This is a genomic window from Burkholderia sp. ZZQ-2, from assembly GCF_050768715.1.
GTDB classification, from domain to species: Bacteria; Pseudomonadota; Gammaproteobacteria; order Burkholderiales; family Burkholderiaceae; genus Burkholderia; species Burkholderia cepacia.
The window spans coordinates 68,062-88,280 of sequence record NZ_LDVA01000317.1 but is presented as its reverse complement, the minus strand read 5'-3'; the positions used below and the strand labels follow the sequence as shown (position 1 = coordinate 88,280).

General features: G+C 61.7%; 22 protein-coding genes and 1 pseudogene. 16 read left to right on the top strand and 7 right to left on the bottom strand.

Features of this window, described 5'->3' with window-relative positions:
* From ABY44_RS29125 to ABY44_RS29105, 5 genes are all read left to right on the top strand, one after another.
* On the top strand, nt 1-663 hold a 663-nt coding region (locus tag ABY44_RS29125), incomplete at its 5' end, for a YqaJ viral recombinase family protein (protein ID WP_431642886.1).
* 11 nt (nt 664-674) lie between these two features.
* Nucleotides 675-848 carry a hypothetical protein gene (locus ABY44_RS29120; RefSeq protein WP_185723438.1) on the top strand — a complete coding sequence of 58 codons (174 nt, stop codon included), beginning with the start codon at nt 675-677 and terminating at the stop codon, nt 846-848.
* A gap of 113 nt (nt 849-961) precedes the next feature.
* Nucleotides 962-1,867, top strand: a complete 906-nt coding sequence (locus ABY44_RS29115; protein ID WP_431642885.1) for a phage capsid protein — start codon at nt 962-964, stop codon at nt 1,865-1,867.
* The gene (locus ABY44_RS29110; protein ID WP_431642888.1) at nt 1,867-2,865 is read left to right on the top strand and encodes a hypothetical protein; all 999 of its coding nucleotides are present in this window, start codon (nt 1,867-1,869) and stop codon (nt 2,863-2,865) included. Before ABY44_RS29115 ends, ABY44_RS29110 begins: the two co-directional genes overlap by 1 nt.
* Before the next feature lie 99 nt (nt 2,866-2,964).
* The gene (locus ABY44_RS29105) at nt 2,965-3,264 is read left to right on the top strand and encodes a hypothetical protein (RefSeq protein WP_124470068.1); all 300 of its coding nucleotides are present in this window, start codon (nt 2,965-2,967) and stop codon (nt 3,262-3,264) included.
* Between the two features lie 54 nt (nt 3,265-3,318).
* On the opposite strand, the gene ABY44_RS29100 is transcribed toward ABY44_RS29105, so the two are convergent.
* Entirely contained in the window at nt 3,319-3,648 is a 330-nt protein-coding gene (locus ABY44_RS29100) for a helix-turn-helix domain-containing protein (protein ID WP_124470067.1), read from the bottom strand.
* Between the two features lie 220 nt (nt 3,649-3,868).
* Between ABY44_RS29100 and ABY44_RS29095 the strand changes: the two genes are divergently transcribed.
* The 5 genes and pseudogenes from ABY44_RS29095 (at nt 3,869) to ABY44_RS29075 (ending at nt 10,687) form a co-directional block, all read left to right on the top strand.
* A complete protein-coding gene (locus ABY44_RS29095; RefSeq protein WP_431642883.1) occupies nt 3,869-5,635 on the top strand; it encodes a hypothetical protein in 1,767 nt (588 codons plus the stop codon).
* Nucleotides 5,636-5,791: 156 nt separating this feature from the next.
* Nucleotides 5,792-6,949 (top strand): toxin-antitoxin system YwqK family antitoxin, encoded by a 1,158-nt coding sequence (locus ABY44_RS29090; protein WP_431642881.1) that lies wholly within the window; start codon nt 5,792-5,794, stop codon nt 6,947-6,949.
* Nucleotides 6,950-7,517: 568 nt separating this feature from the next.
* Nucleotides 7,518-8,069, top strand: coding sequence for a DUF1003 domain-containing protein (locus ABY44_RS29085; protein WP_234743373.1), 552 nt, complete (start codon nt 7,518-7,520; stop codon nt 8,067-8,069).
* 846 nt (nt 8,070-8,915) lie between these two features.
* Nucleotides 8,916-9,504, top strand: a pseudogene (locus tag ABY44_RS29080) (BPSL1445 family SYLF domain-containing lipoprotein).
* Between the two features lie 463 nt (nt 9,505-9,967).
* A complete protein-coding gene (locus tag ABY44_RS29075) occupies nt 9,968-10,687 on the top strand; it encodes a Crp/Fnr family transcriptional regulator (RefSeq protein ID WP_234743372.1) in 720 nt (239 codons plus the stop codon).
* Nucleotides 10,688-10,786: 99 nt separating this feature from the next.
* On the opposite strand, the gene ABY44_RS29070 is transcribed toward ABY44_RS29075, so the two are convergent.
* Together ABY44_RS29070 and ABY44_RS29065 are read right to left on the bottom strand one after the other, a co-directional pair.
* Nucleotides 10,787-11,215: a PRC-barrel domain-containing protein gene (locus ABY44_RS29070; protein ID WP_027792673.1), complete on the bottom strand. Its 429-nt coding sequence runs from the start codon at nt 11,213-11,215 to the stop codon at nt 10,787-10,789.
* A gap of 244 nt (nt 11,216-11,459) precedes the next feature.
* Entirely contained in the window at nt 11,460-11,642 is a 183-nt protein-coding gene (locus tag ABY44_RS29065) for a hypothetical protein (protein WP_011548865.1), read from the bottom strand.
* A 340-nt stretch (nt 11,643-11,982) separates the two neighbouring features.
* Here ABY44_RS29065 and ABY44_RS29060 point away from each other — a divergent pair, with 340 nt between their 5' ends.
* The 5 genes from ABY44_RS29060 to ABY44_RS29040 all read left to right on the top strand — a co-directional run bounded on the left by ABY44_RS29060 (nt 11,983) and on the right by ABY44_RS29040 (nt 18,121).
* The gene (locus ABY44_RS29060; protein WP_011548864.1) at nt 11,983-12,360 is read left to right on the top strand and encodes a Spy/CpxP family protein refolding chaperone; all 378 of its coding nucleotides are present in this window, start codon (nt 11,983-11,985) and stop codon (nt 12,358-12,360) included.
* Nucleotides 12,361-12,450: 90 nt separating this feature from the next.
* Nucleotides 12,451-12,813: a hypothetical protein gene (locus ABY44_RS29055; RefSeq protein WP_226153368.1), complete on the top strand. Its 363-nt coding sequence runs from the start codon at nt 12,451-12,453 to the stop codon at nt 12,811-12,813.
* Nucleotides 12,814-13,136: 323 nt separating this feature from the next.
* Nucleotides 13,137-13,916, top strand: coding sequence for a PRC-barrel domain-containing protein (locus tag ABY44_RS29050; RefSeq protein WP_011694893.1), 780 nt, complete (start codon nt 13,137-13,139; stop codon nt 13,914-13,916).
* Between the two features lie 75 nt (nt 13,917-13,991).
* The gene (gene tkt / locus ABY44_RS29045) at nt 13,992-16,067 is read left to right on the top strand and encodes a transketolase (protein ID WP_234743371.1); all 2,076 of its coding nucleotides are present in this window, start codon (nt 13,992-13,994) and stop codon (nt 16,065-16,067) included.
* A gap of 764 nt (nt 16,068-16,831) precedes the next feature.
* Nucleotides 16,832-18,121 (top strand): cation:proton antiporter, encoded by a 1,290-nt coding sequence (locus ABY44_RS29040; RefSeq protein ID WP_125381367.1) that lies wholly within the window; start codon nt 16,832-16,834, stop codon nt 18,119-18,121.
* A 127-nt stretch (nt 18,122-18,248) separates the two neighbouring features.
* On the opposite strand, the gene ABY44_RS29035 is transcribed toward ABY44_RS29040, so the two are convergent.
* The 3 genes from ABY44_RS29035 to ABY44_RS29025 all read right to left on the bottom strand — a co-directional run bounded on the left by ABY44_RS29035 (nt 18,249) and on the right by ABY44_RS29025 (nt 18,978).
* Nucleotides 18,249-18,407 (bottom strand): DUF3309 family protein, encoded by a 159-nt coding sequence (locus ABY44_RS29035; RefSeq protein WP_088924800.1) that lies wholly within the window; start codon nt 18,405-18,407, stop codon nt 18,249-18,251.
* Between the two features lie 15 nt (nt 18,408-18,422).
* Nucleotides 18,423-18,623 (bottom strand): hypothetical protein, encoded by a 201-nt coding sequence (locus ABY44_RS29030; RefSeq protein ID WP_006413579.1) that lies wholly within the window; start codon nt 18,621-18,623, stop codon nt 18,423-18,425.
* A 208-nt stretch (nt 18,624-18,831) separates the two neighbouring features.
* The gene (locus ABY44_RS29025) at nt 18,832-18,978 is read right to left on the bottom strand and encodes a DUF3096 domain-containing protein (protein WP_006413561.1); all 147 of its coding nucleotides are present in this window, start codon (nt 18,976-18,978) and stop codon (nt 18,832-18,834) included.
* A gap of 582 nt (nt 18,979-19,560) precedes the next feature.
* On the opposite strand from ABY44_RS29025, the gene ABY44_RS29020 reads away from it, so the two are divergent.
* Nucleotides 19,561-19,737: a CsbD family protein gene (locus ABY44_RS29020; protein ID WP_027792671.1), complete on the top strand. Its 177-nt coding sequence runs from the start codon at nt 19,561-19,563 to the stop codon at nt 19,735-19,737.
* Between the two features lie 121 nt (nt 19,738-19,858).
* On the opposite strand, the gene ABY44_RS29015 is transcribed toward ABY44_RS29020, so the two are convergent.
* Nucleotides 19,859-20,206: a hypothetical protein gene (locus ABY44_RS29015; protein ID WP_011548858.1), complete on the bottom strand. Its 348-nt coding sequence runs from the start codon at nt 20,204-20,206 to the stop codon at nt 19,859-19,861.
* Nucleotides 20,207-20,219 lie beyond the last annotated feature (13 nt).

Sequence of the window (20,219 nt, the reverse complement as noted above, 5' to 3'; positions counted from 1 at the left end):
CCGACGATCCCTTTCATGCTCGCCAACCTCGACCGGGAGATCGTTGGCGTGCCCGACGTCCAGATTCTCGAATGTAAGACAGCGGGAGAGTTCGGGGCCCGGCTCTGGCGGGAAGGCGTGCCCGAGTACGTACAAATTCAGGTTCAGCATCAGCTTGCAGTAACAGGCAAATCTGCTGCACACGTCGCCGTCCTGTTGTGCGGCCAGGCACTGGAAGTTCATCGGATCGAACGGGACGAGGCATTGATCAAGCGGCTGGTCGAACTCGAAGCCCGTTTCTGGCGTTTCGTGGAGAGCGATACGCCACCGCCCGCCGACGGATCGGAGTCGGCCGACCGCGCCCTACGCCATCTGTATCCCGGCAACGGCGAAACGATCGATTTCAGCGGTGATCGTCACCTGTCTTCCGTGTTTGCCGATCTGGTCGCCGTACGGACCGAGATCGAGACGCGCCAGCAGCTCGAGGCGCAGTTCAAGCAAGCAATCCAGGAAGCCATGGGTGATGCCACGCGCGCCCTGTTCGAAACCGGTTCGGTCTCGTTCAAGCGCAGCAAGGATTCGTCATCGATCGATCTGGAGCGGCTACTGGCCGATCACCCCTCGCTCGAACAGCAATACGCCATCTCGAAACTCGGTTCTCGGCGCTTCCTTATTTCCACCTGACCCGACCGGCCATGACAAATCTCGAATGTCTCACCGACATCATGACTTTTTCACGATATGGCGCGCTTGCCCAGCCGTTCGTCATGGACGCGCTCAGCAAGCATGCCGAGTGGGTTGCGACGGTGCCACTCGACCAGTTGCAAGCGCAATTCGGCGTTCACCCGATGATCAGCGTTCAAGCCTAGCAAGGCGTCCCGCGCGAGATCCACGACAAGCTCGAAGCACATTTCGCTCGGTAGCCAGTGCGGCAACTCGAAATCGCATCCCTCCACTTTACCTATTCAGCTTAGAGGCCATCATGCTCAAAGGTCTTGCTATCACTCCGCCCGTTGTCGGGCGCATCTCCATCGGTCGCATCGTCGAGAAAAACGGCAAGCGCATTCCCGAGAAGGACGACCAGTTCACGCTCACCACCCAGGTACAACAGCGTGGCGAGTGGATGTTGCATCCACTGAATGAAACGCTGCGCAAGGCGGCGTCCGGCAAGCTCCGCGCGATTCCGGTCCGCATGCTCTTCAACGATCCGGATCTCAACCTGCGTGCCGACTACAGCCTGTTCGACCGGGACACCGGGCGGCCGGTGTGCGTCGGCAACGGGGAAACGTGTCGTCGCGCGGGTGACGCCGGCATCGAAAACCTACCCTGCCCGTCGCCGGACGGCTGTGCCTTCGCGCGCCAGGGCGGTTGCAAGCCCTATGCGCGACTGAATGTGATCGTTGGCGACGAAGACGAGATGGGTTCGTTCATCTTCCGCACCACCTCGTACAACTCGATTCGCACCCTTGCCGCTCGGTTGCACTACTTCCGTGCCGTGTCCGGCAACCTGCTCGCCAGTCTGTCGCTGGAGCTTCGGCTGCGCGGAAAATCAACCACGCAGAGCTATCGGTCCGCAATCTATTACGTCGATCTAGGCGTGCGATCGGGCAGTACGCTCGAAGACACGCTGATGCAGGCGCGCGAACTCGATGCGCGGCGGCGAGCGGCAGGGTTCGATCAGGCCGCACTCGACGCGGCAGCACGGTCTGGCTTCGCGAATGGCGCGTTCGAAGACAGTCCTGACGAACGCGCCGCCGTGGCCGAGGAGTTCTATCCCGAGTCGGCGGGCCATCCGGATACCGGAAGCGGCGACGATACCGGTCAATCCGCGACGCTGCGCGGCAAGCTCGAGCGCAAAGCCGTGTTGCTGGGCGGCAAGGCAGCATGATGCGGTCATCTCGCTGGATTATTGCTCTGGCGATGTCGGCCACGGCCACTGCGCTCAGTCTGTCTGTATTGGCGGGTTGGCAACGCGGTGGCACGTGGCCGGAACGGCTCATCTGGATCGCGATTGGCGTGGTGCTCATCACGAGCGCGCATCTACTGCCGGCGCTCATCCGAGGTAAGCCGCTTGGCGTCAGAGTGATCGGCGGCCTGTTGTGGTTGGCATGCATGGCAACCGCCTGTTACGGCCACGTCACCTTCTTTCTGCTTGCCCAGCAGCATGCAGGTGCCCGGCGGATGGCCACTGCAGTTGCTTTCCCGCCCGCACCGCGCCGTAGCCTGACCGTCGTCATGGATGATCGGGCCACGATCATGCAGCAGCTCGCGACAATCGACGCACTACGGTGTCGTCGTGACTGCGTGATGCAAGAGGCACGCCACGTGACGCTGGTCGCGAAACTTGACGCGCTGAACGCAGAAGCCGACGAGGTGCGACACGTCGAAGCCGAACGCGATCGAGTCACCGATCAGCGCGACGCGTTACTCGTCGATCCGGTCACGTCGCGACTCGCGGCGTTACTCGGTGCGACGACTGCGCGTGTCGATCTGCTGTCGGGGTTGACGTTCGCGACCGTACTGGAAAGCGCCGCCTGTTTGCTGTGGGTCATCGTGCTCGGGCGCTCTTCTGCCGAAGCGACGTCCCGTGACGCGACTCCCATGGAAATCCCGGTCGTCGCAGCCATGACTACGGCGGTACCCACAGTCGCGGCGGCAAGTTCGATGATGGAAACGGGTGAGACCGTTAGTCGCAATTTAGACGATCCGAATGAAAGGCCGTCGATCGTGACACGGCCTGACGACGCGGTGACTCGACTCGCGCACGACGTTGCGGCCGGTCTGGTCCGCCCCACCGTCGCAGACATCCGTATCCACCTCGGCTGTTCACAAGCCAAAGCGTTGGCACTTCGCCGGCGACTCGCCGAACTCAACCTGCCGGCATAAACCGGGCTTTCGCCCGGTTCTCTTTTCTTAATTCCCCCGGACGTCCTCGCATCCAGCCAAGCCTGGAGGCCGTTGCTCGTCCACTCACTGGAGAACACCATGAATTCGACATCCAACCGTCTGCCCGGCCCGCGCTTCAAGCTCGGCCGAGTCCTTGCCACACCCGCCGCGCTGAGTGTCGTCGCCAATGCGAACGTCTCGATCATCAATCTGTTGATCCGACACGCCTGCGGGGACTGGGGAGATCTATCTGAATCCGATCGGGAACAAAACGAACTGGCCGTCGATGCTGGATCACGGATCCTGTCCAGTTATGTCCTCGCTGATGGACAGACCGTTTGGCTCATTACTGAATGGGATCGGTCCGTGACAACGCTTCTGCTACCTGGCGATTATTGAACGGCACTCCGCCTAGCGAATAGTCGCCGTCTAGGCAACTCGAGGCGGTGACCGTTAACGCAGACGCTGCCGCTTGATTTCCGGCGGCGTCGCCGCATTCGCTCGGCGCTCTCCCGTCGGTTTCAGCGACACGCCATCCAACGGCGCAAAGAGTTCGGCCAACGTCACATTGAGGACGTAGCAGATGTTCGCGAGCGTTTCGACAGATGGATTGGCGATACCACGCTCGATCGCGGAGATATACGTGCGGTCAACGTGCGCTTCGAAAGCCAATGTTTCCTGAGATTTCTCGGCCGCATGTCGACACTCCTTGACTCGCTTGCCAAGAGCAATCGAGATCGGGGCAGGTCTTGATGCGGCGGAAGTTGAGCGCCTAGTAGCCATGGCGTGCAGGATGCCCGCCCGTCGACTGATTAACGACGCTGTAAACACTTCAATTATAGACGTATATAATCTACATTACGACGTCCATTGGCTGCCTCGAGCGTCCTGCTGGTTCGAGCTCGTATCGATCCAGCTATATCCGTGCGCCTTGAATTGTCGAGTAAACACTACATCCAATGTGCCCATCCGTACGGGACGAGCACGTCAAACGGAGAAAGCAATGAAAGCCAAAAAACATACGGGGTTCAGCAAACACATCCTGGGCCTGTCTGTCGCGACCGCCCTTGCCGCCTGCGGCGGTGGCGGCAATTCTAGCCCCAGTCAGCCGTCACCCGGGGGCGGAGGCACGCCGACAACGCCGGCACCTGCGGTCACCGGTAAAGCCATCGACGGTTACCTGGTCGGTGCAACGGTCTGCTTGGACCTGAACAACAACGGGGTTTGTGATTCTGGAGAGCCCACGGCGGTCACGGACGGGACCGGCCAGTTCTCGATTCCGTATAGCGGCGACACAACCGGAAAAACGCTACTCGTCCAGGTCACACCGACGACCAAGGACCAGTCTCGCCCAGCGGGATTCCAGTTCCCCGCCACCTTCACGCTGTCGCAGGTCATCCAACCCACGACATCGCAGGTTATCAGTCCGCTCACGACACTGGTTGGCGCCCAAATGCAGACCGGTTTGAGCCACCCGCAGGCCATCGCTGCCGTGCAAAACCTGCTTGGCAAACAGGTCGATCCGAATGCCGACTACCTCGCGAACAGCGATGCGGCGACCCAAGCGCTCGCAGCGCAGATCGTGGACAAGCTCGGAACCTTCTCGGTCAAGGGCGCGGTCGATGCCGCGACGCTTCGCAATGCCCTGAACGCCATGGTCGCCAAGGGCAGCGTGACGGCGATCACTCAGGACGATCTAGCCACCCAAGCGGCAAAACCGGTCTACCAGATCGCGGACGCCTCGCAGGTCCTCGCCAAACCCACCTACAGCTTTGTCGATTACCTGATCTCGTTCTTCGGCGGATACAACCCGACGCCGGGCTCGACCAATCAAGCGCTGGTTCGCAATGTCCGCCAGATCGTCAATGGGGCCCTGCAGACCGATCGACAGGAAAACCTGCCGGCCGGAACCGACAACTGGACCAATGTCGGTCTCGGTGCGTACAACGGCGACAAATACGACGGGCTTGCCGGCGAGTACGCGCTGAAGAAAGACGGAACGTGGTCGAACCTCGTCTCGGAGACTCAGCGGCTCACCCCGCTGCCTCTTTCGCGTATCGGCGCGACGCTATCCGGCTCCGACCCGGTATCGGGTATGGGGTTCACGTATGAGGCACGTTCCGTTGACCTGTCCGGCCAACCCTTGTCGTTCGCCGCGCCTGCCGTACCGGGCTTCTATGACTTCGCTCATGCATCGCAATTGACCGGCACCATATTCCCGAGTGGCACGACTGCATACCTCGGCATCCAGACCTATTCGGCCGACCGCGTCGTACTGCCGGTATCCGTTCCGATGTGTGACAACGCTGTTGTGCAAGGCGGGTTGGTCTGCGGTGGAGTTCCCGCCTATATGGACGGCAACACGATCGTCATGACGTCCGGCAGTTCGACTACGACGTACAACTCGGTTCAACAGGCTGTCGGCATCGCTATGGCCGGACTGAATGTCGGACTGGGCACGATTCAGCTGTCGGCAGATCATCGCGCCGTCGTCGACAACACGCTTGGCACGTGGTCCGCATACGCCAGAAACGCCAATGTGCTGGTACTCGACTTCGCGACCGCCGATATTTCGGCACTGACTTCGGGGAACGCTCGACTCCAACCTCTCGCCCTCGGCGCCAAGCTTGTCGTTGCACTTCGCGCTGGACGACTGCAGGTCGGCTGGCTGTACCCGTCTACTTACACCGACAAATCCCTGCAGTTCGCATCCGATCTTCCTGGCACCTTGTTGACCGCACTTAACTCGGTCGTCGCCGCGCCGCATTGAACTAAACAGCTTGCAATGCTTGGCCTGGGTTCTGGCATGTACCCCCCTCGGATAGCCAGAACCATTTCAGCCGACCGGCTCGCCGGTCGGTTTTTTTGTACCCGCGGTCGCTCAAACCACCGCGTCACGATCGCGTCTTCAATCATATTTCCAGCCATGGCAACCACCCACTTTCGCCAACGTCTCGCAGTACCAATTGCGATCGCTTTCGCAGCCCTCATCCTCAGTGGCTGCAAGGGCGATGCCCTCGACTACCGTAACACTCAGATCGTCAACGGCAAGGTCTATGCTGGTGACGCGAACTCACCGTTCTCCGGAAAAGTCACAAACGTGCCAGTCCCCGACATTCTGAATAACCAGCCGGGCTACCAACGGATGATGCAAAGCAGCGCGTACGTCGTGCCCGAAGCTTATCGTGATGGCATCAGTCCGATGGCCATCCATCAGTTCCTCTGCGATGCAAAGGTGACCGAGGGCATACTCGATGGTGATGTCGTCTGCAAGGCGCCGCAATCGGATACCGTTCGCATGAAAATGTCGTTCAGCAGCGCTGCACTCACCGGCTCGATGCAGGTCTTTGATAACACCGGTGATCGTACCGTCCTAGATGTCAATTTTAGCAACGGCAAGCCGGACGGGGCAGAGAAGGTCTACTACGCACCGACCAGACAGCTCATCGGGGAATTTCCATGGAAGCACGGATGGCTCGACGGCACGGTCAAGACGTACGACGGCAAGACCGGAAACACGCTCCTGGAAGCACACTATGAAAACGGTGCGGCCAACGGGCAAATGATCCGCTATGCACCCGATGGCAAGCGCGTCATCTACCGCTCATCATTTTCCAACGACAAACTCGACGGTGCCGAGGATCGATTCGATCCCAACACTGGCGAACTCATCAGCCACGACGTATGGCAAATGGGCACGCGGGTACCAACGCCAGAAGAAGCACAGACTACAGCGAACACGCTCGCAACCCTTGAGCATAGCAAAAAGGTGAAAGCCTGTATCCGCGACCTTCGAAACGCTACGCCACCGGACCCGATGGACGTTAGTGGTCAGCAAGAAGCAAAGTGGTCAGAGGAATGTGAGCAACGCTTCCCGCCTGTCGGCAACAATGCAGCAGCATCCGCGTCGCCCTCTTCATCGGCCCCTACCGAGGATCGCAACGCGTGGCCGACCGAAGAAAACGCGTGTACACAAAAGTGGCAGAATAATTTCGTAGCCAAGAATGGTCCCGATGCGATCATCCCGTACGACATGGCATGGGAATGGGTCGACAACTGCCGAGCCGGGAAGCAGCCGTCGTAATCCACCGTTTCCGGCGGGTCTGCGGGATATCGTTCGAAGATTCGCCGTTTCATTTTTTTGACTATTCGCGCTGAATCTGGACGTAGATGGATTATTCGATTCAGAATAACGAACAATTAAGCGAGCGGTATTCTTGGCCAGTCGGTGCTGGTGATCCAGACTCGGATGCTCCGCGACTACTCGTTTCAGACGAGAGATTCCATTATGTCAAATTAAAATGATCCAAATGGAATCCGCGAGCCGCTGCCGCTCTTTTCCGTAAAGCTGTTCCCGTTTCTATTGCAATTTGTTCCTGGCTGTCGGCCACGCTCGGACTTCGCTCTCACCCGTGGTTTATGCGCCGCAGTCGGCGCCAGGCGTCAGCCTGTTCATACCGCTCCGGTTCCGGTAGGGTGCGGGATCGCGCGGGACTTTGTCCATTGGGTCGGATGGCAACGAAACCGGGAGAGGCCGCTGTTCGGGCCGTTTCGGTTTCGTTGCTTCGCGGTTGCCGAGCAACCAGCCTTTTGCAATGACCTGACTGCGGTTCTATTCTGTTCTGATTGTGCGACCGCGCGCGGAGAGCAACATGCGTAAACCTGCGGAGCTTGCCGAAAAATTCTTTGGCGTCCCCTATGAATCACTGGACGAGCGCACGAAGAATGTTGCACATCTCATCTCGGAGCGAAAGCACGTCGCGAGAGACCCCACGAAAGAACTGGATGCAGCGGCAACGCGCGGCCAGCGCGCAGCGGATGCCGTTGCCGCCTTCGGCGGGTCGTGGATATTCATCACGTGCTTTGTCGTCGTCATGGTCGCCTGGGTCAGTCTGAATTCGCTGATTCTGGCAACGTACAGCAAGGCCTTCGATCCTTACCCGTATATCCTGCTCAACCTGTTTCTCTCGATGCTGGCAGCTATCCAGGCACCCATTATCCTGATGGCGCAGAACCGGCAGTCATACAAGGACCGGGTCTCTGCCGAACACGATTACGAAATCAATCTGAAGGCCGAACTCGAGATCATGTTGCTCCATGAAAAATTGGACGGGTTGCGCGAGGAGCAATGTACTGAATTGCTGAACATGCAGAAGGAACAAATGGCGGCGCTGAAGAACCTGCTCGAGTCTGGCAGGACGTGAGCAATGGGGTATCCGGGGCGCCAGCTTCGCGAAACGACGCGATCGAATGGCGAACGACGCGGCCCGGCCATCCATGGCGACTGCCGGTCGTTTCTTCCGATCGATCTGTTTGGGAGAATCGCCGTACAACGGGATATGAAAGGAGAACTTCGACACGGCGACGTGTGCGTTGCCGAGCCGCGGCATCGGTCATGATGAAGCGCACCGGAAGGACGCTGTTTTCATGTGACGCCCGCAGCCCTGACCTACCATCCTTCCCGTTGCCCTGCCCCATGCGGCCCCTGGTCATCGGAACGCCCGGAATGATTCATGTGGTCGCGCGAAGTGTCGCCTCGATTCCATCCGCTTTCGTGATTGCCGCCATACGCACCGCCATACCCCCCGTTTCGATCGCCGCGATAGCCCTCACCGGGTACCCAAAAGCATCCGGCAAGCACGGTCGCAATAGCCGCAAGACAGACGTAGACAGACGCACGCATGTTGCTCTCCTTGCCGGTCGGATCCAGGCACGTTGCTTCGTTTGATCGACCGGAGACGAATGACGGAATCATTCACCGCTGACGTGAACCACGTCGATGTGCGTGTACAGGTCACGCACGAACGAACGGATGGTTGCAGAGGACATCGTCCCGACAACGAGATGGCGTGTCTGTACGGTGAAGGACGCTTGCGGAGACGGACCGGTTGCGCGGCATCGACCGACATTCACCCGCACACGCTGCACGTGCCGCGAAGCCGAACGCGACGCGGGACAACGCGGATGTTGCGCCTTTGTACGCTGTCGTACCGCATCCGTGGCCGTCCTGACGTAGCCTCGAAAGCTCGGGCAACAATCAGGAGACGATGATGCTACGACGAACATTTCTATGGGGTACGCCGGGATCGATCCTGGCTGTTTCCCCTCGCGGTTTCAGGTTGCACGATGACCGGAACATCCGACGCCAGCGGCCACCAGACCGACAAACGCCACACCATCGATGCGGGTGTCGACTCGACCCTCGCACGTCTTTACTCCAGCGCCAACGGCTTACATGAACTTGTCGGTAAGGCGCGTGGCGTGCTGGTGTTCCCATCGGTCATCGCGGCCGGCTTCTGGATCGGCGGTCAGTACGGTGAAGGCTCGCTGCGCGTGGCCGGCAGCACCGTCGGGTACTACAGCACCACGACCGGCTCGATCGGGCTGCAGATCGGCGCACAATCGAAAGCCATCATTTTCCTGTTCATGACCGAGGACGCGCTTAATCGGTTCCGTAGCAGCGAAGGCTGGTCGGCAGGCGGCGACGCATCAGTTGCAGTCCTGAAAGTTGGTGCGAACGGCAATGTCGACACCATCACCGCGACCGCGCCGATCGAAGCATTCGTGCTGACGAACAGCGGGTTGATGGCGGGTGTGACGCTTGAAGGAACGAAGATCTCGAAGCTGAAGACACTGTAGTGCTCAGCGTGAGCCGGCAGACGCGGCGCCCTGAGGACGCGGCGGCGGATCTGAATTCGACTCGCCTGAACGGCGCGTAACCGTGCTCGTGTGGCACCTGTCCGGCAACGGAGCGGACGCGCGCGCGCTTCATCGCGGCTCATCCTTCCGCGGTCGACACCGCTCAGGCCTGCCGACCGCGATCGATTTCCCGTCAACTGCTCCGTGAAATATCGGTTCCGTATCGAGTGCGCGTGATTGCGCCCACCTTGATGAGACATGTGCCGGCACTATAATTTTTGATGCAGGATTCCCGCTCGAACGGTCTCCCGAACTCATCGAGAAAAGGGACATATTGCTGCCGCCATCCCGTCCGGTCGTCGGATCGGTAAAGTGTGAGGATTGGCCTCTCCCGCCGATTCCCACTGCGCCCCTAATGGCTGGATTCTTCATCGTCGCCCGAGCGCGAGCGCAGGAGCCACGCATGCAGGACAACCCGCCCATCACCGAAAATCACCTGCTTGCCGCGCTGCCGGAAAACGAACGCGCTCACCTCGCCGCTTACCTGACGCTCGTCGACATGCCGTTGGGAAAGGTGCTGTACGAGTCGGGCGGCCAGCTTCATCACGTCTATTTTCCGACCACGTCGATCGTGTCGCTGCTGTACGTGATGGAGGACGGCTCGTCTGCGGAAATCGCGATCGTCGGGCATGAGGGCATGATCGGTGTGTCGCTGTTCATGGGCGGCGAAACGACGCCGAGTCGCGCCGTCGTGCAAAGCGCTGGGCAGGCCTACCGGCTCGACGCGAGCGTCCTGAAAGAAGAATTCAGGCGTGGCAATGCGATGCAACGCCTGTTGTTGCGCTATACGCAGGCGCTCATCACGCAGATGGCGCAGACCGCGGTGTGCAACCGCCATCATTCCATCGATCAGCAGCTGTGCCGCTGGCTGCTGCTCAGTCTCGACCGCCTGCCGTCGAACCAGTTGCGCATGACGCAGGAACTGATCGCCAACATGCTGGGCGTGCGGCGGTCGGGCGTGACGGAGGCTGCATTGAAGCTGCAGGACGCGGGCCTCATCCGCTACAACTACGGCCATATCGAAGTGCTGGACCGACCCGGGCTCGAAACGCGCGTGTGCGAATGCTATGCGGTGGTCAAACGCGAATTCGATCGCCTGCTTCCCGATCTGAAGAGACTCTAGCCGCCACTGAGCCGCATCGTGCCGGCCTTCCCCGCAACTGCACTCGATGCCCGAGAAGGCCCGGAAGCGGCCGATCGACACCTTGCCGCCAACCTCGCCTCATCCGACGACCCAGTACGGCGCCCGATTGTAGTACTGGTGAAGCGACAATCCCCACTGCGATTGCGTCATCACCGGCCAATGCTCGTCGTCGAAGCCAGGGGTGCTTTTGACATGCGCGGCGGTCACGTCCAGGTGGAAACATTTGTCACCGACATCGTATTTCATCGCACTCCACGGAATGGCACAAAGCATCTCGCCCATGCCGCCGCTGGACGCTACCGCGTAGGCAATTTTGCCGTGGTGCAAATCGAGCACGATGTCGAACACGTTGCCGATATCCTCACCGTCCGACGCGATGATCTTGCTGCCCCTCAGGACATCGGCGGTCGTCACCATATGACCGGGTTCATCGCCAGCATCGCGTTCGACGAGCTTGCCCCCGTTGCCGTCATCCCCGGATCGGTCGGGGGTGTGGAGCATCCTCATGATGTCCTCCTTGGACAAGTTCCGGGAATATCCGTCTCGTACACGGCCTCGACATCGAAAGCGGCACTCGACGCACGAGGAAACGCTGCGCGCACCGGCATTGGAAGTCGGTACGGTTCCGTACCCGAGCACCTCGGGAATATTGGCTCGCCGACGCTCCGACCGATTCCGCCACGCTTATCGATATCGCCGAATACCGGCGACGACTCGATCCTTCGTAGTCTCGCAGGGCGCTGCCCCTGCGCTAGCGGTGCTTGATGTGCAACGACTTCCGGTGATGCTTTCGATGGGCCGGGCGGGAGATCATCCTCGTGACACCACCGATCGACGGCGGATCGCTGGCGGGGAACGTCCCCTCCACCGCCTCGTCGACATTGCGCTCGCTCTTGCCACCGTTCGTATGCTGCTCTCGATACCTGCTGCGCATAACCGCCTCCGTGGAGTTGATGGTCGGATCGGGCCGGATTCATCTGGCCCACCAGCGTGAAACGCCTCCGGTCACGATGCCAGCATAGGCCCGATTGGAATATTCCGCCCGGTGCGAGCGTGATCCGCCGGACATCGCGAAACGGCCACGTACACCGGCAAACCGTCCGGCATCGGACAGACTGAGCCCGCGCATCCCGCGTATAGCTGGGCTACCGGGCCGAAATTCGCCGCCGACCGGATGCGTCGCGGTACGTCGACTTCTTCCCAATTTTTCACCAGGATCCGCCACGACACTCGTTCTTCTCGCTCTCCCCCGACAGATTGCCGGCGAGTTCTCCGTGGCGGCGACAGTCGCCCTCGGCGCGGCCGTCTTCCCCTCACTCTCGAATGCCCGCGGCTCCGCACCGGATCAAGCACCGCCCCACATCATGCCCGTGGCGGCGCAAAGGTCGATCGACGGGCGCATCAACAGCCTGCACCAGCGGCTTGGCATCACGCCTGGCCAGGAATCGCTGTGGCAGCCGGTGGCGCAGGTGATGCGCGACAACGCGAACGCGATGGAATCGCTCAGGAAGGCACGTAGCGATCACGCGAACGACATGAGCGCGATGGGCGATCTTCATTCCTATGGCGAAGTCACCAACGTGCACGCAGATGGCGTCAAAAAGCTGACCACGGCGTTTCAGCCGCTTTACGACAAGATGTCCGATACGTAAAAGCAGAACGCGAATGCGATTTTCCGTGGCAACGGTCGCCACCTGATCAAGGAGCAATAGTTCCGGACCTTCTGCCGATACCGACTGTCGATGACAGCCGCTGACCGGCAGATTGCGGATCGTACACGGGAGAACATGATGGACGTTTCTGCCGGACACGCACGTCGAAACACGGTGGCGCCGAGATCAGGCACGCGGCTCGTCGGCATGATCGTTGCGTTCGGCTGCCTTGTCGTTGCACCGCAGTTGCATGCGGAGAGAATGAATCACGGCTGGGACAAGGGCAATCACGCGCGCATGACACATCAGGGCGGTCGCTACTACGACCATCACCGGCATGGAGGCGACGGCTATTACGATGGCGAGGATGACGCTTATGCCGCGCCTCCGATGGTTTACGAGCCGGCACCGGCGCCCGGCGTCTCGCTGTTCATCCCGCTGCGGCTGCGTTGACGTACGAATCCAGTCCGGCGGACGGGTACACCTGGCGGCACGTGGATGTGGCGATCCTCACTGCTTCGTGATCCTGATGACGAAGCTGGCGAGGAGGTGTCGCGACATGCCGGGAGGGGCGGTTCGCGCCCGTGCGCGCATTGTACGGTTTCGTACCGCATCGGGCATTCGTCGCGTGTAGCGTCTCAATCATGCCGGCCACCCGAGGGGACGCGCTTGGCAGGCATCGCTCCGCATCGGCGGGCGAACGGCTGGATACCACTGCACGGCAGGCAGGTCAGCCGGATCACCGAAGTGCCGGGCATCGCTCTGACGAGGACATCATGTTGCGAAGCATCCGAAGGTTGCACGGAGACACGGTTCGAGCGAAGGACGGCGATATCGGGCACATTAACCAGGCCTACTTCGACGACGACAACTGGTGTATTCGCTACCTCGTCGTCGAGACGGGCGACTGGCTGCACGACAGACGGGTTCTAATCTCGCCATATTCCGTAACACATCCCGAATTCCGCACGCTATATGTCAGTCTGTCGCAAGAGCAGGTGAGAGACAGCCCGAATCTGGACACGCACAAGCCGGTATCGCGCCAGCACGAGATCGAGTACCTGCGTTACTACAACTACCCGACTTACTGGGGCGGCCCGAACCTTTGGGGGATGGGTGCTTACCCGGCTTTCGATCCGGCCGGACCGTCGCAGGATCTCGATGCCGGCGACCCGCTGTTCTCGCACGGCGCGCCGGCCAGTGCGCCGGCGGATACGCATTTGCGCAGCACCGGCGAGGTCGACGGATATCGGCTCGAAGCCACGGACGGACATATCGGTCACGTGTCCGACTTCATTTACGACGATGAAGCCTGGGTGATCCGCTATCTGGCGATCGACACGTCGAGCTGGTGGTCGACCGGCAAGGAAGTCCTGATCGCGACGCACTGGCTTGACCAGGTGGAATGGCATACGGAAACGGTGTCGGCCACGCTCACGCGCGACGCGATCCGCCGCAGCCCTCCCTACGACGACTCGCAGCTCGTGCATCGAAGCTACGAAATCGAGTTGCACGAATTCTACGGCAAGCACGGCTACTGGCCCCGAGACCGATAACGCGGACGACGGGCCGTCAACGCAACCACCATCCCGTTTGGGATGTTGCGTGACCGAACGCCAAGGAGCAGTTGCATGACCTCAACCGATTTCCCGTCAATCCAAGGGGCGGCACTCGATGCGCTCTGCATCAATACGCTGCGCTTCCTGTCGATCGATGCCGTGCAGAAAGCGGCGAGCGGCCATCCAGGCCTGCCGCTCGGCGCCGCGCCGATGGCCTATGCGCTATGGATGCGTCATCTCAAGCATCACCCGGCCAATCCGGCATGGTTCGATCGCGATCGCTTCATCCTGTCGGCCGGACATGGATCGATGCTGTTGTACAGCCTGCTCCACCTCACCGGCTACGACCTGCCGCTAGATCAGATCGGCCGCTTCCGGCAATCGGGCAGCCTCACGCCCGGCCATCCGGAGCGCGGCCTCACTCCGGGTGTCGAGACGACGACCGGCCCGCTCGGCCAGGGTTTCGCCAACGCCGTCGGCATGGCGATGGCGGAAACGCAGCTCGCCGCGTGCTACAACCGTCCCGGCTTCGAGATCGTGGATCACCGCACCTACGCACTCGTCAGCGACGGCGACCTGATGGAAGGCGTCGCGGCGGAAGCGGCATCGCTTGCCGGCCATCTCCAGCTCGGCAAGCTGATCTGCCTGTACGACGATAATCGCGTCACGCTGTCCGCCGGCACCGCGATCACCTTCACCGAAGATCGCGCACAACGGTTCGACGCCTACGGCTGGCATACCGAAACGGTCGAAGACGGCAACGACCTGGCCGCCATCGATGCGGCGCTGGTCAACGCACGCGCCGAGCAGCGACGTCCGTCGTTGATCCTCGTGCGCACGCATCTCGGCTATGGCTCGCCCAACCGGCAAGACACGTACCAGGCTCACGGATCGCCACTCGGCGATGCCGAGGTGCGCCTGACCAAGCACAACCTCGGCTGGCCGCCCGATCCCGCGTTTCATATTCCCCCACCGGCGCTCGCGCATTTTCGCCGGGCGCTGGCGGAGGGGCGAGTACGGGAAGAGCAGTGGAACGCGCGGTTCGAGGCCTATACGCGCGCGTTCCCCGAGCTGGCTCGGATGCTGCTGAACACTGTGCACGGCAAGCTGCCCGACGGTTGGGACCGCGATATCCCGGTCTTTCCGGCCGATCCGAAAGGCATGGCGACGCGGGTCGCATCCGGCAAGGTGTTGAACGCCCTCGCCTCCCGCGTCCCGTCGCTGGTCGGCGGCTCCGCCGACCTAAACCCCTCCACCTTCACCGCGCTAATCGGGCTCGGCGATTTCGAGGCCGCCGGCGTGAACGCGCTCGACCGACAAGGGTCCGACGGCGGCGGCTGGAGCCGTAGCGGCCGCAATCTGCATTTCGGCGTGCGCGAGCATGCGATGGGCGCGATCCTGAACGGCTTGGCGGCCCACGGCGGCATCCGGCCATTCGGCGCGACCTTTCTGATCTTTTCCGACTACATGCGTCCGCCGATCCGGCTCGCCGCATTGATGCGTCTGCAGGTGATCTACGTGTTCACGCACGACAGTCTCGCCGTCGGCGAGGACGGTGCGACACATCAGCCGATGGAGCAGCTTGCCGGACTGCGTGCGGTCCCGGGCCTGCTGGTGATTCGACCGGCCGATGCCAATGAAACCGCCGTCGCGTGGCGTGTGGCGCTCGAAGCGCGGGAGCGACCGACTGCGCTGGTACTGACCCGCCAGGACGTGCCGACCATCGATCGCCTCCGGTTCGCGCCGGCCGAGGGCTTGCGGCGTGGCGGCTACGTCTTGGCCGATGCCCCCGATGGCCACCCCACGCTGATCCTGATCGCGACGGGCTCGGAAGTCACGCTCGCGCTGGCAGCACAAGTCGAATTGCTCGCGCGCGGCGTAGCGGTTCGGGTGGTGTCGCTGCCCTGTTGGAGATTATTCGACGCTCAGCCCCAGCCATATCAGGACGCCGTGCTGCCGAAGTCGGTCGGCGCGCGGCTGGCGATCGAAGCGGGTGTGTCACAAGGCTGGCACCGCTATGTCGGCGATCGTGGCGACGTACTCGGCATCGCGGGTTTCGGCGCGTCGGCGCCGGGCGCCCAGCTGATGCGAGATTTCGGCTTCACGGTCGAGAACGTCTGCGACCACGCACTGAAACTGCTCGCCTGATCCGTGGACGGCCCGTACGCGTATCAACCGTTCGGGCCGCAGCTGGCATGGCACATACCGGCTTCGAGTACCGCGTCGACCATCGACTGGGCATCGGGCACGATGCGCCACGTGATCCGCTCCGCTCTCCTGTATAAGGCACTGGCGCATTCTCGTTCGCGCACGGCCGTGACTGCCGGCATGCGCGTGGCGGACGGCGGGCGCCGGGACCTTCCACAACCAACCGAACGCGCGAAGCGCCGCCCATTCCGCCACCCGCCATGCTCAAGCGGTGGCGGGCTTGCCGGCTCGGCGCTCGAGCATGAGAATAAGGGCGATGATGCTGACGACATGCATGCGTTCAGATGGCGTCGGACTGCCGTGTTCGAGAATCGATTCCAGCCTAATTCGCCAGAGTGCCCATGGCGCAGGCTCACCGGGGGCGACGCGTGCAATGAGTCGTTCGAGTGAACGGAGGTCTTCCTCGATTGCTGTGTGGGCCATGGCAATGCTCCGGTTGTCGTGAGGAACGGCGGACAGTCTATGCCGAAGCACTGCGCCGCTCTGCCCGCTACCGTACATCGCATGCGCGCGGGGCACTTCCCGGCAGCGACGGCCGCAATGCAGGCGCCCGGCGCGATACTGTGCGACGGGCGCGGGGGGCATCGGCGCCCCGTCCGGCGCGAGCCGTCCCGTGCGTGCCGCGCACCACCCTCCACGACGTCGCATGGCGACCTGCGGCCGACACGCGGCGAGCACAACGTGATCCACGCGAGGTATGCAAAGTGACCGAAACGATCGGATGCCTCATCTTCGGAGCCCTGCTGATTTTCATGGGACTCATCGGATCGTCGCTTAAGCGCCTGCCGCTGAGTGCGGCCATGGTGTATCTCGGGATCGGCTTTCTGGTCGGACCGGCCGGCACCGGCTTCCTGTCGCTGAAATTGCCGGACGACGTCACGAACTTGCGCATTGCTGCCGAAATCGGCTTGCTGATCTCGCTGTTCGCGATCGGCCTGAGGCTGCGTGTCCCGCCCGCCGATCCCCGCTGGATGCTGCCGCTGCGGCTCGGCGTCGTCGCAATGATCTTCACCGTGGCGTCGATCGCCGCGCTCGGCGTGCTGGTGCTGAATTTGAATCTCGGTGTCGCGGTACTTCTCGGCGCGATGATCGCGCCGACCGACCCCGTGCTCGCTCATGACGTCGGCGTGCGCGACGCGGGTGACGTCGAGCTGGTACGTTTTTCGTTGTCCGCCGAAGGTGGGATCAACGACGGCACGGCCTACCCGTGCGCGGTACTCGGCATGCTTTTGTGCGGTTCCGGCACGACGTCGGCGCTTTACTGGAGCATGGTCGGCGGCATTGCATGGGGTATCGCGTCCGGTGCGGGCGCAGGCTGGCTGCTCGGCTTCGTCACGGCCCGGCTCGTCGCATTCCTGCGCAGCCGTCACAGCCAGGCGCTCGGCCTCGAAGGGTTCTTCGCGCTCGGCCTGATCATGCTGTCGTACGGTGTGGCGCTCGCCATTCATGGCTACGGGTTCCTGGCCGTGTTCGCGGCGGGCGTCGCGATGCGGCGCGTCGAACATCGAACGAGCGGCCAGAAGACGTCGAAGGAGACGGTCGGCGTCGTGAACAGCGAAGATGTCGAAGCCACCGCCACCGATCCCGACAAAGCCCATGCCTTCGTCGCGGAATCGGTCATGGGATTCACAATCGAGCTTGAACACATCGTCGAAGCCGTCCTGATCCTGCTGATCGGCGCGCTCGTCTCACGGTATTGGGCTGACATGCTCACCTGGGCGGGCGCGGCCGTGGTCGCGACACTGCTGTTCGTCATCCGGCCGGCCGCCACCCAGCTTGCGCTGATCGGCTCCCGGGCGTCGCACCACCAGCGCCGGCTGATCAGCTGGTTCGGCATTCGCGGCGTGGGTTCCCTGTATTACCTGATGCTGGCCATCGAGCAAGAGCCGCGCGCGCAACTGTTGCCGATGGTTCCGTGGGTACTGGCCATCATCGCCGTGTCGATCGTGCTGCACGGTATTTCAGCTGCGCCGCTGATGCGTCGTTATGCGTGAGACCCAGGACGGGCGTAGTGACGCGATGCGTGGGCTGGTCGAACGGTTTGGCGCGATGCCACACCCGACACTCAAGGTGCCGGGCGACAGTCCTTCCATGAACTTGCAGCGTCGATGATGTCCCGCGTCACAGCCTGCCCAGCCGCATCAGTATGAGTAACACGACCAATACCAAGCCCAGCAATCCGCTTGGACCATAACCCCAGCCGTTGCTGTAGCGCCGGGTCGGGATCATCCCGACCATCAGCAGCACGGCAACGATCAGTAGAAGTAGTCCCAGTGACATGCCGTCTCTCTTCAATCAATCCGGCCAGTCATGCCGCGATGCGTCCGCATCGTTGGCCTCGCCGAATGCAATCGAACCGATGTTTCCGTCGAAACGCTCCCGAGCGATTCCACGTCGACGCGCGCACGCGCCGTTCGTCGCCGGTCGCGTCGAAATTCGCGGGGTCGCCTCTCGAATGCCGGAGTTACCCGGACGGAAGTCGTCCTGCTTCTTCATGCAGGGCTCGTGCGCGATGCACCCGGTTCGGGACGTGCATCGACTCTTTCGATATCAAGGTAGGCGGACGCGGGCGTGGAGTATGTCCGGCGACGTACCGGACGCACGGCACCGCGCGACGGATCGACCTGTCGACACCGACGAGCCGACGATCGTGGGTACCACCTGCGAAGTTCGTCACCTGCTTTTTCGGGTGACGGGACCCGGTTCAGTGGAGATGCCCTCCGAACAAACCGAGCAACCCGATGACGATCAGGTAGATCGCAACGATGTAATTCAACAGCCGCGGCACGACGAGAATCAGAATGCCGGCGATCAGCGAAACCAGTGGGCCTGCGCTCGTGAGGATGTGCATATGCCCTCCGCAAGATTGAAAACGACAGATGGATACGAATCCGCGCTGCCTCCGATGCTCGTTACAGCGACTTGACCCAGGCGACACGCGGGCTCTTGGCGGTCGCGCAAGAGCGCGCAAGGAGCGAGCCGACGCCGGCGGCGGTGATGTGGCATTCGTCGATCTGGCGGCCGCTCGCGTCGGATGTGCCGGTCGTCGTGCATCCCTGCACCACGACGCAGATAGCAAGACGCGATCCCTGCGTACCTCATGTAAGTGTTTTTCGCTGCATGATTCGCCTCAGGCAGTTCGTGGATATCCCCGACGCTACACACTGGCGAACGTGAATGCGGTACGAAAGCGTACCAAGCATGTAAAAACAGACAACCACCCTTCGCAGCGATCGACCCGGGAGCCGCCCGCATACACCTGCTCGCGTGGCGGTGCCGGTTCACGTACGGCATCGTACCGACTTCCGTCACGAACGCGCTCAACCTGTATTCCGGCATCCTGATTGTCGCGCGCCGAAGCACCAGTACGACGCTTCGATGGTTCAGGATTTCGTACCGGTGAAACATGCGATCCATGTCAAGGAGCAAGATGATGAACAGGGATCAGATGAGAGGCCGCATCGCGGAAGCGAAGGGCAAACTGAAGGAAATGGTCGGCAGAATCATGGGAAATCGATCGACCAGGATGCAGGGCAAGGTCGAACAGGTCATCGGAAAGACGCAAGCGTCATTCGGTGACGCGAAGGAGCAACTCAGGAAGCGGCCGTAGGATGCTCACGCGAACGGTTCGGTTCTATCGCACCGCGCGATCGGGCAACGTGACGCGAATTCACCGGATGTTGACGGCGCGTGCAGGCAACATCCGGCGCTACCCGCTTCCCGACCGACCTTCAAGATATCGCAATGCGTCGAGGGTGGTCGCTGTGCACGTCGGCAAGCGGCTTGTGCTGCGCGTCTCCCACGCCGGGAAAGAACGTGTCCCACGCGTCCCGGACACCTTTCGCCGCGGTCGCATCTGCGGTCGCATCCACTGCAAGCGTCTCCTGGTCGCTCGACTTGGCCGGATCGGAACACAAGCCTCGCCAGCGCGTAAAGGTGAGCATCGGCTTTTCCGTCCATTCGCCGTCGCCGAACTTCGCAAACGCCGTGTCTCCGCTCACCAGTCGAACCTCATACCATCCGTCGCGCACAGGCGCATATTGGTCCAGCGTAAACCATCGTGTAGATTGGATTTTCATCGTTGCCTCATGG

What these genes read in the sequence shown, in the direction of transcription:
- ABY44_RS29120 (WP_185723438.1), top strand. Translation starts at nt 675, where the DNA reads ATGACAAATCTCGAATGTCTCACCGACATCATGACTTTTTCACGATAT.
- ABY44_RS29115 (WP_431642885.1), top strand. Translation starts at nt 962, where the DNA reads ATGCTCAAAGGTCTTGCTATCACTCCGCCCGTTGTCGGGCGCATCTCC.
- ABY44_RS29110 (WP_431642888.1), top strand. Translation starts at nt 1,867, where the DNA reads ATGCGGTCATCTCGCTGGATTATTGCTCTGGCGATGTCGGCCACGGCC.
- ABY44_RS29105 (WP_124470068.1), top strand. Translation starts at nt 2,965, where the DNA reads ATGAATTCGACATCCAACCGTCTGCCCGGCCCGCGCTTCAAGCTCGGC.
- ABY44_RS29100 (WP_124470067.1), bottom strand. Translation starts at nt 3,648, where the DNA reads ATGGCTACTAGGCGCTCAACTTCCGCCGCATCAAGACCTGCCCCGATC.
- ABY44_RS29095 (WP_431642883.1), top strand. Translation starts at nt 3,869, where the DNA reads ATGAAAGCCAAAAAACATACGGGGTTCAGCAAACACATCCTGGGCCTG.
- ABY44_RS29090 (WP_431642881.1), top strand. Translation starts at nt 5,792, where the DNA reads ATGGCAACCACCCACTTTCGCCAACGTCTCGCAGTACCAATTGCGATC.
- ABY44_RS29085 (WP_234743373.1), top strand. Translation starts at nt 7,518, where the DNA reads ATGCGTAAACCTGCGGAGCTTGCCGAAAAATTCTTTGGCGTCCCCTAT.
- ABY44_RS29075 (WP_234743372.1), top strand. Translation starts at nt 9,968, where the DNA reads ATGCAGGACAACCCGCCCATCACCGAAAATCACCTGCTTGCCGCGCTG.
- ABY44_RS29070 (WP_027792673.1), bottom strand. Translation starts at nt 11,215, where the DNA reads ATGAGGATGCTCCACACCCCCGACCGATCCGGGGATGACGGCAACGGG.
- ABY44_RS29065 (WP_011548865.1), bottom strand. Translation starts at nt 11,642, where the DNA reads ATGCGCAGCAGGTATCGAGAGCAGCATACGAACGGTGGCAAGAGCGAG.
- ABY44_RS29055 (WP_226153368.1), top strand. Translation starts at nt 12,451, where the DNA reads ATGACAGCCGCTGACCGGCAGATTGCGGATCGTACACGGGAGAACATG.
- ABY44_RS29050 (WP_011694893.1), top strand. Translation starts at nt 13,137, where the DNA reads ATGTTGCGAAGCATCCGAAGGTTGCACGGAGACACGGTTCGAGCGAAG.
- tkt (WP_234743371.1), top strand. Translation starts at nt 13,992, where the DNA reads ATGACCTCAACCGATTTCCCGTCAATCCAAGGGGCGGCACTCGATGCG.
- ABY44_RS29035 (WP_088924800.1), bottom strand. Translation starts at nt 18,407, where the DNA reads ATGTCACTGGGACTACTTCTACTGATCGTTGCCGTGCTGCTGATGGTC.
- ABY44_RS29030 (WP_006413579.1), bottom strand. Translation starts at nt 18,623, where the DNA reads ATGAAGAAGCAGGACGACTTCCGTCCGGGTAACTCCGGCATTCGAGAG.
- ABY44_RS29025 (WP_006413561.1), bottom strand. Translation starts at nt 18,978, where the DNA reads ATGCACATCCTCACGAGCGCAGGCCCACTGGTTTCGCTGATCGCCGGC.
- ABY44_RS29020 (WP_027792671.1), top strand. Translation starts at nt 19,561, where the DNA reads ATGAACAGGGATCAGATGAGAGGCCGCATCGCGGAAGCGAAGGGCAAA.
- ABY44_RS29015 (WP_011548858.1), bottom strand. Translation starts at nt 20,206, where the DNA reads ATGAAAATCCAATCTACACGATGGTTTACGCTGGACCAATATGCGCCT.